12 protein-coding genes are annotated in these 14,455 nt (G+C 44.9%); 10 read left to right on the plus strand and 2 right to left on the minus strand.

The genetic code is table 11. From position 1 onward, the window contains the following. Nucleotides 1–25 precede the first annotated feature (25 nt). Nucleotides 26–1,609, plus strand: a complete 1,584-nt coding sequence (locus tag QUF19_RS08835; RefSeq protein WP_017107090.1) for an ABC-F family ATPase — start codon at nucleotides 26–28, stop codon at nucleotides 1,607–1,609. Between the two features lie 197 nt (nucleotides 1,610–1,806). Here QUF19_RS08835 and QUF19_RS08840 read toward each other — a convergent pair whose 3' ends face one another. Further along, nucleotides 1,807–3,696 carry a methyl-accepting chemotaxis protein gene (locus tag QUF19_RS08840; protein ID WP_286291236.1) on the minus strand — a complete coding sequence of 630 codons (1,890 nt, stop codon included), beginning with the start codon at nucleotides 3,694–3,696 and terminating at the stop codon, nucleotides 1,807–1,809. A gap of 427 nt (nucleotides 3,697–4,123) precedes the next feature. Further along, entirely contained in the window at nucleotides 4,124–4,963 is an 840-nt protein-coding gene (fdhD, locus tag QUF19_RS08845; protein WP_102437127.1) for a formate dehydrogenase accessory sulfurtransferase FdhD, read from the minus strand. 355 nt (nucleotides 4,964–5,318) lie between these two features. Between fdhD and QUF19_RS08850 the strand changes: the two genes are divergently transcribed. The 9 genes from QUF19_RS08850 (at nucleotide 5,319) to QUF19_RS08890 (ending at nucleotide 14,330) form a co-directional block, all read left to right on the plus strand. Further along, entirely contained in the window at nucleotides 5,319–5,783 is a 465-nt protein-coding gene (locus tag QUF19_RS08850; RefSeq protein ID WP_286291239.1) for a DUF3305 domain-containing protein, read from the plus strand. Next, a complete protein-coding gene (locus tag QUF19_RS08855; RefSeq protein ID WP_286291241.1) occupies nucleotides 5,773–6,462 on the plus strand; it encodes a DUF3306 domain-containing protein in 690 nt (229 codons plus the stop codon). Before QUF19_RS08850 ends, QUF19_RS08855 begins: the two co-directional genes overlap by 11 nt. 302 nt (nucleotides 6,463–6,764) lie before the next feature. Further along, complete coding sequence (locus QUF19_RS08860) at nucleotides 6,765–8,426, plus strand: 4Fe-4S binding protein (protein WP_102352939.1); 1,662 nt, start codon at nucleotides 6,765–6,767, stop codon at nucleotides 8,424–8,426. Between the two features lie 9 nt (nucleotides 8,427–8,435). Continuing rightward, nucleotides 8,436–9,080: a TorD/DmsD family molecular chaperone gene (locus QUF19_RS08865; protein WP_286291247.1), complete on the plus strand. Its 645-nt coding sequence runs from the start codon at nucleotides 8,436–8,438 to the stop codon at nucleotides 9,078–9,080. A gap of 76 nt (nucleotides 9,081–9,156) precedes the next feature. Beyond that, on the plus strand, nucleotides 9,157–9,357 hold the full coding sequence (locus tag QUF19_RS08870) for a twin-arginine translocation signal domain-containing protein (protein ID WP_029225905.1): 201 nt from the start codon (nucleotides 9,157–9,159) through the stop codon (nucleotides 9,355–9,357). 10 nt (nucleotides 9,358–9,367) lie between these two features. Further along, the gene (locus QUF19_RS08875) at nucleotides 9,368–12,223 is read left to right on the plus strand and encodes a formate dehydrogenase subunit alpha (RefSeq protein WP_286291250.1); all 2,856 of its coding nucleotides are present in this window, start codon (nucleotides 9,368–9,370) and stop codon (nucleotides 12,221–12,223) included. A gap of 11 nt (nucleotides 12,224–12,234) precedes the next feature. Continuing rightward, nucleotides 12,235–12,843 carry a formate dehydrogenase FDH3 subunit beta gene (fdh3B, locus tag QUF19_RS08880; RefSeq protein WP_010440854.1) on the plus strand — a complete coding sequence of 203 codons (609 nt, stop codon included), beginning with the start codon at nucleotides 12,235–12,237 and terminating at the stop codon, nucleotides 12,841–12,843. Between the two features lie 13 nt (nucleotides 12,844–12,856). Continuing rightward, on the plus strand, nucleotides 12,857–13,930 hold the full coding sequence (locus QUF19_RS08885) for a formate dehydrogenase subunit gamma (protein ID WP_286291270.1): 1,074 nt from the start codon (nucleotides 12,857–12,859) through the stop codon (nucleotides 13,928–13,930). Then, nucleotides 13,914–14,330, plus strand: coding sequence for a hypothetical protein (locus QUF19_RS08890; RefSeq protein WP_102437111.1), 417 nt, complete (start codon nucleotides 13,914–13,916; stop codon nucleotides 14,328–14,330). The genes QUF19_RS08885 and QUF19_RS08890 overlap by 17 nt, the downstream gene beginning before the upstream one ends. Nucleotides 14,331–14,455 lie beyond the last annotated feature (125 nt).

Below are 14,455 nucleotides of genomic sequence, written 5' to 3' on the forward strand. Positions count from 1 at the left end.
TTTTCACATTAAAAAGGTAAAGGCATTGATCTCCACAGCAAATATCACTCAACAATTCGGCGCTAAGCCACTTTTCGAAAATATTTCAGTTAAGTTCGGCGAAGGTAACCGTTACGGTTTAATCGGCGCGAATGGCTGTGGTAAATCGACGTTCATGAAGATCCTATCAGGTGAACTTGAACCAAGTGCTGGTAACGTAAGCTACGACCCAAACGAGCGTGTAGCTAAACTAAACCAAGACCAATTTGCTTACGAAGAATTCACGGTAATCGACACGGTTATCATGGGTCACAAAGAGCTTTGGGCTATTAAGCAAGAGCGTGACCGCATTTACTCTTTGCCTGAAATGAGCGAAGAGGACGGCATGAAAGTGGCTGATCTTGAAGTTCAGTTCGCTGAAATGGACGGTTACATGGCAGAAGCGAAAGCGGGTGAGCTTCTTCTTGCTGTAGGTATTGAAGAATCACTGCACTTCGGTCTAATGAGCGAAGTAGCACCAGGTTGGAAACTTCGTGTTCTATTGTCTCAAGTACTGTTTGCAGACCCGCATATCATGCTTCTTGACGAACCAACGAACAACCTGGACATGGACACCATCAAGTGGTTGGAAGATACGCTTAACCAACGTAACTGCACAATGATCATCATTTCGCATGACCGTCACTTCCTAAACTCAGTTTGTACACACATGGCTGACCTTGATTACGGCGCACTTCGCCTGTTCCCTGGCAACTACGATGAGTACATGACAGCAGCGACACAAGCTCGTGAACGTCTACTTTCTGATAACGCGAAGAAGAAAGCACAAATTGCTGAACTTCAAACGTTCGTTTCTCGTTTCTCTGCTAACGCATCTAAAGCGAAACAAGCAACGTCTCGTGCTAAACAGATCGACAAGATTCAACTAGACGAAGTTAAAGCGTCTAGCCGTCAAAACCCATTCATCCGTTTCGAACAGTCTAAAGAACTATTCCGTAACGCACTTGTGGTTGAAAACCTAGCTCAAGGCTTTGAAGAAGACCTATACAACAAGTTCGATGCAATTTTCGAAGTTGGTGAGCGTGTTGCTATCATCGGTGAGAATGGCGTAGGTAAAACAACGCTTCTTAACACGCTAGCGGGTGCTCTAGAAGCGCGCGAAGGTGAGTACAAGTGGTCTGAAAACTCAAACATCGGTTACTATGCTCAAGATCACGCACATGATTTTGAAAAAGACATGAACCTGTTTGATTGGATGAGCCAATGGCGTCAAGAAGGCGAAGACGAGCAAGTTGTTCGTGGCTTCCTAGGTCGTATGCTGTTTGGCCAAGACGACATCAAGAAATCTGTAAAGGTTATCTCTGGTGGTGAGCAAGGTCGTATGCTTCTTGGCAAGATCATGATGCACAAGCCAAACATCCTTCTAATGGATGAACCAACGAACCACATGGATATGGAATCTATCGAAGCGCTTAACTTGGCTCTTGAGAACTACAAAGGCACATTGTTCTTCGTATCTCATGACCGCGTATTCGTAGACTCTCTAGCTACTCGTGTTCTTGAAATCAAAGACGGCAAGATCAACGATTTCCGCGGTACTTACGCTGAGTTCTTGAAAGCACGCGCTTAGTACGCATTAAACATGGTACGCATTAAGCACGAATACGTAATACAACGTTAGTACGTATTCCTGATTAAAAAGGCCTCTATCTTATTCGCTAAGATAGAGGCCTTTTGTTTGTCTCGGTCTTTTACACACTTGGTCTTTTAAGCAAGTCTCTTTGTATCAAAAAGTTCGAGCGGTTAGTCTCAAGTACTTGTTACTAATCAATACTTAAACTGCGCCACTATTTTCTCAAGCTTCACACTCACATTAGATACTTGCTCGCTGCAACGAACAGATCCTGACACCACTGTATGAGTATCACTCGCTAGGTGTGCGATATCGGTGATGTTGCGGTCAATTTCCGCTGATACCATGGATTGCTCTTCTGACGCCGTGGCAATCTGGCTGTTTAAGTCGAACATCTCTCCGACCTGAAAGTGTATCCCCTCAATCGCATTCACCACGTCTTTGGTTTGGTGTTTAACTAACCCCGTTTGCTCTAAGCTCACCGACATCTTAGCGACCGTTTTTGCTATTCCCGACGTTAGACCATGAATGGTCGATTCAATTTGATGGGTTGAATCGTTGGTCATTAGTGAAAGCTCTCTCACTTCAGAGGCCACGACAGCAAACCCACGGCCATGGTCACCGGCACGCGCAGCTTCTATCGCTGCATTTAGTGCGAGTAGGTTAGTTTGTTCAGCAATGCCTTGAATCGTAGTAACGACTTGGTTGATTTCGCGACTCTGATCTTCAAGCTGAACAATTAGGTTTTGAGACTCTGCAATATTCTCGGCCAGCACATTAATGCTGTCATTGGTTGCGTGGGTTTCTTGCAACGCCTGATGTGCATTGTCTTTGATCTTCTCAGCGTTCATCGCTGCATTTTCTATATTCGCCGTCACTTCATTACTGGTCATCACCAGCTCATTAACTGCCGTCGCTACTGATTCAGATTGTTGCTTCTGCTTTTCAGCATTACTCATACTTTTGATTGCCGCTTCTTCAGAGCTACACGAACTATCGGTCAACACCGTCATCACGCCAGACAGCTCTTTAATATTGCCATGCAGTTTATTGATGAAGGTATCGAAGGAGTGCGCCAACTGAGCAAGTTCATCATTGCCTTTGGCGTTCATGCGCACGGTTAAGTCACCATCTCCATTCGCAATCGACTCCATCATCACGTTTATCGCTTTGATTCGCGCCAGTATGTTGCGACCAATGAATACCAACAACAAAGAAAGAAGAGCCACGATAGCTGCACCAAATAGATGTAGTGTGTTTTTGGTATGTGTGCTCGCTGCTGTGATAGCTTGGCTTATCTCGGTTTGTACCGCTTCAATGGCTTGTTCTGTTCGGTGGACGTTGCTACGTAAGGCGCCTCTAAGACCGAGTTCTGCCGACAAGCCTAAATTGGTGTTAGCCAGCAGGAGCGTTTCAACCGCAGTCTTGTAGTCCGAGTAGGCTTGCTCTGTCGCAACAGACGTTTGAGAGTAGGGTTCAAACTCTTTAAGAGCATTCGCTAACGCCATGTGTGTTTGGTCATTGATATGAGCGAGATAATGGAAGTCTTTTTCAATCAACTCCAATAGCGCAAGCTCTAACGCCAAACTCGATTCAGATTCGATCGCTGATTTTAAAGCGGTTCTTTTGCCATCTAACGCAGCGACAAAGCCTAAGGGCGCGGTCGTACGTTCAATGTTATTCACTTGTTCGACGATTTGGTGAAACTGCTTTTGATATTGATGAAGAGTGTCCGAAATCTGCGTCATTTGGTCGGACAGGTGAAGCTCGTGCGAGGTTAGGGTTTGGTTCAAAGTCACCAGTCGTTGATTCAAGGTATCGGCGGTTTTGTCGAAACGCTCTGCGTATTTTTGATCATTGCGAGCTAAGAAATCTTTTTCGTGTCGCCTCAGAGTGAGTAGGTCAACCGAGCTCCTCAAATTTTCAGTGGCAGCTCGTTCCAGCGATTCTAGTTTGTCTAAGCTGAACTGCTCGTAGATGGCATAGATGAAGACTGAAACAAACAAAGTCAGGTTGATTAGAATGAATTTACTGCGTATTGAAAGAGACAGCGAATGACGCTGAGGTTCCGATGGATTACTCATGGTTAATTCCCTTTAAGCCAGTGACGTTGATATTCATCTTTGTTTTATAATTAATAGATTCATCAAAATGATGAATATGTAACTAATAGCTTATAAGGTTGTTAAAGCAAGATTCGTCTACAACTAAGGTCGAAGGAAACGTTATTTATCTGCAAACGAAAATCAGTGGGGATCATCTGTGAGTACCTTTGATAGCAAAACTTGATAAAAAAGCCCTAGGCTTCTTCGTTAAGCAGTTAAATAGCGGCGTAACTAAGTCATTGGGTCACTAAGTTATTGGGAAGCTTAATATTCATACCTTGAAGTGAGCATTGAACGAATACAAAAATGCCGCTCATCAGTGTTGATGAACGGCATCGTTTCTTTTTTGTGCTAGCTCGGTGTTCTATTATTCGACTGAACTAAGGTATCAACTGGGCTTTTGAATCTAGCTTTCAGATGAAGCCTGTTCACCTTTTACATCGAATTCAATCTTCTCTGCGCCAGTGAACACTTGGAAACGCAGGCCTTTAGCGCGAGCAATGGTCGTGATGCCAAATTGCTGAGCTAAGTCTAAGCCCATTTGCGTTACGCCAGAACGTGATAGCAGAACAGGAATACCCATTTGCGCCACTTTGATGACCATTTCAGAGGTTAGACGACCAGTGGTGTAAAAGATCTTATCTGCGCCATCTTCTTTGTTAAGCCACATCTCACCAGCTAAGGTATCTACAGCATTGTGACGGCCTACATCTTCAACAAACGATAGCACCTTATCGTCTTTGCAAACAGCGCAGCCATGTACCGCGCCAGCTTTCTTGTACGTGTCGTTGTAATGAGTCAGCGCTTCTAAAGCCGTGTAGATTTCAGATTGCTTAATCTTGGTCTGCGGCACTTGGTAATCTTCCAACTGCTTCATCACGTTACCAAACATGGTGCCCTGACCACAGCCAGATGTCACTGTCTTCTTCTTCAGCGCTTGCTCAAGTTGGCTGGTATCTTCTTTGGTGATAACCGCTGCAGAGCTGGTTTCCCAATCGATGATGATAGATTCAACCGCTTCAGGGTCGGAAAGGAAGCTTTGATTCTTCAAATAACCCAAGACTAAAGATTCAGGGCGTGAGCCGAGAGTCATCAGGGTTACGATCTCTTTCCAGTTCAACATGACGGTAAGAGGACGTTCACAAGCGATCTGTTTGGTTAGCTTCTCACCATATTCGTCAAACACTTCAACTTCGATTGTCTGAAGTGGATTTTCGCTGGTTTTTATTATGTTTGGTTTTACCACAATCACTTCCTACTTAATGAGATAGGGTTGTAACAAGACGGTCTAACGCCGCTCTTGTTAATCGATTCTTTAGTCCATGCTTAAAGCAAATCTCATTCCAAAATAACGGGTATTCAGGAAAACATGAAGCATTCGATTAAAATAGCGCAAAATATGAGAGTTCACCGTGTGTAGTTGTCTGAATTTACGTGTATCGACTAACGTTATAGGGCGACTCAATAACGGAAGCCATCATGTAAGAGGGCAAAAATTAACGTGTATTGGCGTGTTTATTGCTTTATAGGGCTTATATGATTGAGCGAAGTACAAAATGTCCTAAGCACATTCAAACCAAAGAAAATCAATTGGGTGAAGTATGTCTGAGATAAAAGAATTCAAAGAACAATATGAAAAAACAGAAGCAGCTTGGCCAATAGGTGTCCAAAGAATAGAGAAAGAGATCAAAACAGGTATTTGGGTCACTACGCAATGGGAATTAATGGGGTTTGAACTGTCACCAGAAGATGACGCCCAAGACGTTTGTTTACTTCAGTTACACAAAGACGAACGTACTGACTACCGTTTCAATTTAAGCTCTCAACAACCAAAGCTGTTCTTGGTAATGGATAACGTTGATTCAGGTATTAAGCCTGTTATTCAATTGCTGACAGCTTCTCAGTCGGTCGCAGGGCAGTATATGGACGGAGACAACCAAGTGCTGTCATACGACATTCCTTTACCCGTACAGGCTTGGATGGAAGCCTTTATTGGTCGTCATGGCGAGCTATTGGAAGCAAGACGTAAGAAACGTAAAGGTGCGGGTCGATCTAATGGCAACTAACTTTTTTAGCCGTTGGTCTCAACGAAAGCTTGATGAATCCACTGACGAACCTTTTGAAGCAGAGCAAATACAGGAAGATGTAGAACCTACTTCTTCCGATCCTGCATCTTCTGAGATTTCGTCTACTGATCTTTCATCTGCTGCTGTCGCAGAAGCGCCTCAGCCTTTAGAAGGTGACGCTTTAGAAAGCGATGAAGAAGCTCATGCTGTTGACTCCCAAGATACGGCATCAGAAACGACTGAAGACTTGTCTGTTGCTCAATTATTGGTGTCTGAAGCCTCTGAAAGCGTAAAAAAGGCCGCATTGCGTAAATTATTCCTCTCAGAAGAGTTTAACGTCCGTGATGGTTTAGACGATTATGACGACGATTACAGTAATTTGAAGTCTCTTTCTGAAGGCGTCGCAGAAACATTGCGTGATTGGGTAAAAGACAAGCCAGAAGAGGAAGCACCAAGCGAGACTGAGCAAGCTGCTGATAATGAAGAAGAAACTGTAATTGATGAGGTTGATAACTCGATTAATGAAGCGGAAAAGACTGAATCAGAACTTAGCGAAAGTGACGAAATTGCCGGGGAAGAAAAAGAACTGTATAAAAACACAGTATCTAGCAGTAATGATACTGTGACTATCGAAGATGACCTAAAAGAGGTGGGACAAAATATACCACACAAAGAATAGGTACATTTTGACTAAACACTCAATGAGCCGCTTGAGACAAAATGTCCCAAGCGGCTTTTTCATATCTCAAACAAACTACAAATCATGCTAATTCATTGAAAATAATGAATTATTAAATTGGCATGGCATTTGCTAAATATCGTTCATTATCGACTTTTTTTGTAGATAGCTTGGGTAAGGTTGATTGGATAATGAATAGCTAACGAAACCGTTAGTTGTTAACCGATTACTCAGCAAGTTCTCTAACGCTAACTACAATGAAGGTTGAACAGATTATCCATGTCCAAAGATGGAACTGAGCAATGCTTAAACAATTATTAGAACAAGCAACTTCAAATAACGCTAAAGCAAGACTGTATGCATTTGAAAATACAGTTGAATTAACAAACCTAATTCCACCGACAGTCAGTTATGAGAGCGGGGGAAACACACTCATCATTGGTCCAACAAAGATCATTGAGAGTGCGGCTGCGCAATTACCTCAGCTAACAAGCCTAACTTTATTGTCAACAGATGGCGAAAAGGGCACAAACCCTGAATTGTACTTCGCGAACTCGGTCCAAGTATCCGGTTTCCTTGGCACGTTTGAAGTTCTGATTGAGAGTAAAGGCACATCGAGCAACCTAGCGAAAGTGGCCATTAATCACGATTGTTTCGATGTGGTTTTAGATCTTTGCCTGAATAGTTGCATGACAGAAGAAGTGCCTGTTCCTGGTTATTACCCAGTAGGGCGCGGTTATCCAAAACTGGCTGAAGCGTTAGAAGAGATTCCAACGTTAATGGGTACGTTTGATAAGCCTAAATTCTTCCGTTTAGACACCGACCTTTGTGCGCACAGTTCTCGTGGTGTTAAAGGCTGTGAGCGTTGTGTTGATGCTTGTCCTGCTGGCGCACTGTCGAGTGAAGGTTCAGATAAGACTGGTCACAAGATCGAGATTAACCCTTACCTATGTCAAGGAGTGGGGACTTGTGCAACAAGCTGTCCTACAGAAGCGATTACCTATGCGCTTCCAAATCCTGACGATACTCAAAAGTTCATTGAACGTACGCTAGCAAACTATGAGCAAGCGGGCGGTCTGGATCCTATCGTACTTATCTGTAGCTCACGTCATGAGACCTACAATGTGATGGCGCTCAAAGCACTGCCGGATAACGTGATTCCGATTGTGGTGGAAGAACTGCCTTCTATTGGCATCGATACGTGGTTTGCAGCGCTAGTTAACGGCGCGACTCAGGTTCTGTTTGCAGCTTCTCGCTTTATGCCAGAAACCATCATTCGTGTTCTGAATAACGAAGTCGGGATCGCTCAAGAGCTACTTGACCAAATTGGTATCCCAAAAGAAACGATCGATATCCTTTATCTAGAATCGCTTCGTGAAGGTCCTCCGACATTGTGTGTTGATTCGTTCGACCTTGCACTTGGCGATCTTCAAGGCAATAAGCGTCAACGTTTGTTCACAGCACTTGATGCGATGTCTTCGTCTCGTATTCCAGTTGAGAACATTGTTGAGCTTCCTTCGAATGCACCATACGGCACGGTTTCGTGCGAAAGCAAAGATTGTACTTTGTGTATGAGTTGTGTGGCTGTGTGTCCGACACGTGCTCTACATACCGATGGCGCCTCTCCATCCCTTAAGTTTGTCGAACAAGACTGTATTCAATGTGGTCTGTGTGAAAAGGCATGTCCTGAGAATGTTCTCACTCTGACTCCTCGTATGAATTGGGTGAAAGAAGAACGTCAACAAGCGGTTGTGATTCATGAAGAGAAAGCCGCGGAATGCTTACGTTGTCATAAGCCATTCGCACCACAGTCTATGATTGACATGCTACAGAACAAGTTACGCGGTCACTCTCATTTCTCAGATGAGACAGCAATTAATCGTATTGCGATGTGTGAAGACTGTCGTGTGGTGGACATGTTCGATTCAATGGCTCAAGACCCATTGAAACAATTGAAATACTAGGAGTTGGCCTTGGATACTCATTTAGATCAAGCACAAGAGCTAGAACAAACACTAAGAACTGAAATCTATCTGGTTCTTTCTGCATTGTTTCGTAGCGCACCTTCTGAAGAGGTGATTGATTTTCTAAAGACACTAGACATTGAAGCATCAGAAAGTGCGATGCAGAAGGCTTGGGTGGCGATTCAACAAGCAGCAACCGAATCAAATCGCGAAGCACTAGAAGATGAATATCAAAATCTTTTCATTGGTATTGGTCGTGGGGAGATTGTTCCATTTGGATCTTGGCACCGAACAGGATCAATGATGGAAAAACCATTAGCTGAGATCCGTCACGATCTTGAATTGCTTGGCATTGAGCGTGATGAGCAAGTTAAAGAACCTGAAGATCATATCGCGGCGCTTTGTGAAGTAATGGCGATGCTAACCGATGAAGAAGACGCACTGCAACAAGCCGTTTTCAATAAACATATTGGGCCTTGGTTTAACTCTTTTACGCGTCAGCTTGAAGCCGCAGAGAGTGCCAACTTCTACAAATCTGCAGCTCAGCTGTGTGAAGCATTCTTAACGTTGGAACAAGTTCGTTTCAGCGTGAATACAAAAAACAGTAAACACAAATTAAAGATTGATGTGAAAAACGTCACTGATTACGAGTAATCGAGCAGTACGCGATTATATCGATAGAGGGGCATGAAGCCTCCAAAAAGATCTACCGCAAGGTAAGGAAGCAATGATGAAAGATAATAAAGAAATAGATACAAGCCGTAGAGACTTACTCAAAGGTTTAACGACTGCAGCCGTTGCTGGTGCCGTTGTCGCTGGAACAACCAAAGTGGCAACCGCTTCAGAAACTGTTGAAATGCCTGAAAAAGACGTGAAGAAGACGGGCTATCGCGAAACGCAACATATTCGCGATTACTACGACACACTTTAGGAGATAACGGATGAAACTTGTCAAACGCTCCGATAGTGTGAGCAAAGAAACCAATCAGCTGGGTGTGTCTCGTCGCGCCTTCATGAAAAACACTTCACTTGCTGCTGGTGGCGCGGTTGTAGGCGCAAGTCTATTCGCACCGGGCATGATGAAGAAAGCACAGGCTAAATCAGTCGACCCAGAAGCGAAAACAGAAGTAAAACGTACGATCTGTTCTCACTGTTCTGTGGGTTGTGGTATCTACGCTGAAGTTCAAAATGGTGTGTGGACGGGTCAAGAGCCTGCATTCGATCACCCATTCAACGCTGGTGGACACTGTGCAAAAGGTGCTGCACTGCGTGAACATGGCCACGGTGAACGTCGTCTTAAGTACCCAATGAAATTGGAAGGCGGTAAGTGGAAGAAGCTTTCTTGGGAACAAGCGATTGAAGAAATCGGTAACAAGGCGCTAGAACTTCGTAAAGAATCTGGCCCTGATTCGGTTTACTTCTTGGGTAGTGCGAAACACAGTAACGAGCAAGCTTACGCATTCCGTAAGATGGCGTCTTTGTGGGGAACGAACAACGTTGACCACCAAGCGCGTATTTGTCACTCAACCACAGTAGCCGGTGTTGCAAACACTTGGGGTTACGGTGCGATGACAAACTCGTTCAATGACATGCACAACTGTAAATCAATGCTATTCATTGGTTCAAACCCTGCAGAAGCTCACCCAGTTGCGATGCAACACATCTTGATCGCGAAAGAGAAGAACAACTGTAAGATCGTGGTTGCAGATCCTCGTCGTACACGTACTGCTGCGAAATCTGATCACTACGTATCATTGCGTCCAGGTTCAGATGTTGCCTTTATTTGGGGCATCTTATGGCATGTATTTGGAAACCAATGGGAAGACAAAGAGTTCATTCGCCAACGTGTATTCGGCATGGAAGAAATCCGTGAAGAAGTAGCGAAATGGAATCCAGCAGAAGTTGAGCGTGTGACTGGCGTAAGCGAAGAAGACGTTTACCAAACCGCGAAGCTACTTTCTGAAAACCGCCCGGGTTGTATTGTTTGGTGTATGGGTGGTACTCAACATACAACTGGTAACAACAACACACGTGCTTACTGTGTACTTGAGCTTGCGCTCGGTAACATCGGTAAATCAGGCGGTGGTGCAAACATTTTCCGTGGACACGATAACGTACAAGGCGCAACTGACCTTGGCGTACTGTCTGACACACTTCCAGGCTACTACGGCTTGTCTGAAGGTTCTTGGCGTCACTGGTCTAAAGTCTGGGAAGTTGACTTTGACTGGATCAAAGGACGCTTTGACGACAACGCATACGGCGGTCAAAAACCAATGAACAGTGCAGGTATTCCTGTATCTCGTTGGGTTGATGGTGTGCTTGAAAACAAAGACAACATCCGTCAGCGTGAAAACATCCGTGCCATGTTCTACTGGGGTCACGCGGTGAACTCTCAGACTCGTGGTCCTGAGATGAAGAAAGCGATGCAAAAGCTGGATATGATGGTTATCGTTGACCCATACCCAACAGTAGCTGCAGTAATGAACGATCGTACTGACGGCGTTTACCTGCTTCCTGCAACAACGCAATTTGAAACCTACGGCAGTGTAACGGCATCAAACCGTTCTCTACAGTGGCGTGACAAAGTGGTTGAGCCTTTGTTCGAATCTAAACCTGACCATGAAATCATGTACTTGCTTTCGAAGAAGCTTGGTTTCTCAGATCAGCTGTTCAAAAACATTCGCGTTGAAAACAACGAACCGCTTATCGAAGACATTACTCGTGAATTTAACAAGGGTATGTGGACGATCGGTTACACAGGTCAAAGCCCTGAGCGTTTGAAAGAGCACCAACAGAACTGGCACACATTCCACAAAACAACGCTTGCTGCAGAAGGCGGCCCAGCGAATGGTGAGACTTACGGTCTTCCGTGGCCATGTTGGGGCAACCCAGAAATGAAACACCCAGGTACGCACATCCTTTACGATACGTCTAAACCGGTAGCAGAGGGCGGCGGTAACTTCCGTACTCGTTTCGGTGTGGAGTTCGAAGGTCAAAGTATCTTGGCAGAAGACAGCTACTCGAAAGGCAGCGAAATCAAAGACGGCTACCCAGAATTCAGTGACAAACTTCTGAAGCAACTGGGTTGGTGGGACGATCTAACCGCAGAAGAGAAAGCTTCAGCGGAAGGTAAGAACTGGAAGACTGACGTTTCTGGTGGTATCCAACGTGTGGCTATCAAGCATGGTTGTATCCCGTTTGGTAATGCGAAAGCACGTGCGATTGTTTGGACATTCCCAGATCGCGTACCTCTACACCGTGAGCCACTTTACACGCCACGTCGTGATCTTGTTGCTGATTACCCAACTTGGGATGACAAAGAAGCGATTTTCCGTGTTCCTACGTTGTACAAGTCAATTCAAGACCAAGACAAGTCTGGCGAATACCCAATCATTCTGACGTCTGGTCGTCTGGTTGAGTACGAAGGTGGTGGTGAAGAAACGCGTTCAAACCCATGGCTAGCAGAACTTCAACAAGAGATGTTTGTTGAAGTGAACCCGAAAGACGCAAACGACATTGGCTTCAAAGATGGTGATGACGTTTGGGTTGAAGGTGCAGAGAAGGGCCGTATTAAGGTGAAAGCGATGGTTACACGTCGTGTGAAACCGGGTTTAGCGTTCTTGCCGTTCCACTTCGGTGGTAAGTTCGAAGGCGAAGATTTGCGTTCTAAGTACCCTGAAGGCACGGATCCTTACGTTATTGGTGAAGCAGCCAATACAGCAACCACATATGGTTACGACCCTGTCACGTTGATGCAGGAAACGAAAGTAACCCTTTGTAATATTCGTAAAGCGTAAGGAGTCTTAAAATGGCTAGAATGAAATTTCTTTGTGACACCAAACGTTGTATCGAATGTAACGGTTGTGTCACTGCATGTAAGAACGAAAATGATGATGCTCTGGAATGGGGTATTCAACGTCGCCGCGTTGTAACACTGAACGATGGTGAGCCGGGCGAAAACTCTATCTCAGTAGCATGTATGCACTGTACTGATGCACCTTGTATGGCAGTTTGCCCAGCAGACTGTTTTGAACATACAGAAGATGGCATCGTACTTCACAATAAAGATCTATGTATCGGTTGTGGTTACTGCTTGTTTGCTTGTCCGTTTGGCGCACCTCAATTCCCTAAACAGGAAGCATTTGGTGAGCGCGGTAAGATGGACAAATGTACCTTCTGTGCTGGCGGCCCAGAAACAGAGCCGGGTTCTGTGGAAGAGCGTCAGAAGTACGGTGCGAACCGTATTGCTGAAGGCAAGCTGCCAATGTGTGCTTCGCTTTGTTCGACAAAAGCGCTGCTTGCAGGTGATGCTGAACAAGTCTCTGATATCTTCCGTCAGCGTGTTGTAGAACGCGGTGCGAAAGGTGCCGGTTGGACAGACGGCAACGACCTTTCTTACGATGCGATGAAGAGCTAGTTAGGAGAGACATATGCTTACAATGTTTAAGCGTCTCTTCCTTGTTGTGCTGCCGATGTTGGCAGCACTAACAATGCTGTCTCCTTTGAGTCATGCATCTGAGACGAACTCATCACAAACTCAATCGAGCTCTGCTGAAAGAGAAATCACACAACTTGCTGGCGCTGATTTTTGGCGACAAGTAAGAAACGGTGAGGAAGGTTACACCACCTCTCAATCGGCTGAGCACGGTGTATTGATCAGTACGCCAGGTCAAACGTGGTACATATTGAAAGAGAAGTGGATGTCGCCAGCCGGCGCTGTTGCGATCTTTGGCAGTATTGCTTTCGTTACCTTGATGTACGTTGTGATTGGACCGCTAATGCTAAGCGCACCAAGAACGGGACGTAAGATCAAACGTTGGTCTCGACTCGATCGTGCGTTGCACTGGAGCATGGCGTTTACCTTTTTATCACTGGCATTCAGTGGTTTAATGTTGGTTTACGGTAAACACTTCTTGAAACCATACATCCCAACGGATCTATGGGGCTTCATTGTTCTACTGGCTAAGCAATACCACAATTACATTGGCCCGATTTTCTATGTGCTGTTGATGGCTGTTCTTATCAAGTGGTGGCGCAAGTCGATCTTCAAGATGGTCGATCTCCAGTGGTTCATGAAACTGGGTGGTATGGTTGGCAAGCATAAAGGTTCTCATCCATCAGCAGAATTCTCGAACGCGGGTGAAAAAGCGCTGTTCTGGCTTCTGATTGTGGTGGGTACTGTGGTTGCGTTCAGTGGCTTGGTATTGGACTTCCCAATCTTTGGTCAAACTCGACGTGATATGGAGCTTTCAAACCTTGTTCATATGCTGGCGGCTCTGATCCTTATCTGTGGTTTCGTGTTCCACATCTACATCGGCTTGTTCGGTATGGAAGGCGCACTAGAAGGCATGGTAACCGGTGAAGTCGACGAAACTTGGGCAAAAGAGCACCATGACCTTTGGTACAAAGAAGTGATGGAACAAGAGAAAAACGGCGTTGAAGAAAACGCTAACGCAGCAACAGAGAAAAGTGAAGGGGTGAATAAGAATGAACAAACCTCATAAAGGTATTTGGGTTGCTTACATCCTAAGCTGCTTCACACCCTTTACTTGTCTGATCTCTGGCGTGATTGCGATTGTCTACGCAGGTTATCGTTTAGATAAAGGTGAAGACGGTGAAGTAGTGGATACGCATTACTATGGCTTGATTCGCTCGTTCTTCTTGAACTTAACGTTCTTTGTCGTGCTTATCGTAACGGTAGCGACCTCTAATGGCGTGTTAATCGGTGTGAACGATTACTGGTATCAAAACCATATTATCGATGACATTGCTTACTACATCCCATACGTAGGCATGCTGTTTGGTGGTGTTGCGATTGTGGTTTGGTTTATCCGGATGTATCAAGGCATGCAGCGTTTAAGTCAAAACTTACCGCAAAATCCTTCAACAGGACCGAACCTGTAACGCTAACACGTTAACGACATACCTAAAGAAAGCCCAGTGATTCATTTCACTGGGCTTTTTGTTTTTAAGTCCCTCAAACAGTAAATAGTTGTCAGCCGTTCTCTAGATTAGAACCTACTTGCTGG

Source organism: Vibrio sp. FE10 (assembly GCF_030297155.1).
Lineage (GTDB): Bacteria > Pseudomonadota > Gammaproteobacteria > Enterobacterales > Vibrionaceae > Vibrio > Vibrio apostichopi.

Excerpts from the sequence above, each read along its gene's own strand:
- QUF19_RS08875 (WP_286291250.1), top strand. The coding sequence starts at position 9,368 with ATGAAACTTGTCAAACGCTCCGATAGTGTGAGCAAAGAAACCAATCAG.
- QUF19_RS08885 (WP_286291270.1), top strand. The coding sequence starts at position 12,857 with ATGCTTACAATGTTTAAGCGTCTCTTCCTTGTTGTGCTGCCGATGTTG.
- fdh3B (WP_010440854.1), top strand. The coding sequence starts at position 12,235 with ATGGCTAGAATGAAATTTCTTTGTGACACCAAACGTTGTATCGAATGT.
- QUF19_RS08840 (WP_286291236.1), bottom strand. The coding sequence starts at position 3,696 with ATGAGTAATCCATCGGAACCTCAGCGTCATTCGCTGTCTCTTTCAATA.
- QUF19_RS08890 (WP_102437111.1), top strand. The coding sequence starts at position 13,914 with ATGAACAAACCTCATAAAGGTATTTGGGTTGCTTACATCCTAAGCTGC.
- QUF19_RS08860 (WP_102352939.1), top strand. The coding sequence starts at position 6,765 with ATGCTTAAACAATTATTAGAACAAGCAACTTCAAATAACGCTAAAGCA.
- QUF19_RS08850 (WP_286291239.1), top strand. The coding sequence starts at position 5,319 with ATGTCTGAGATAAAAGAATTCAAAGAACAATATGAAAAAACAGAAGCA.
- QUF19_RS08870 (WP_029225905.1), top strand. The coding sequence starts at position 9,157 with ATGAAAGATAATAAAGAAATAGATACAAGCCGTAGAGACTTACTCAAA.
- QUF19_RS08855 (WP_286291241.1), top strand. The coding sequence starts at position 5,773 with ATGGCAACTAACTTTTTTAGCCGTTGGTCTCAACGAAAGCTTGATGAA.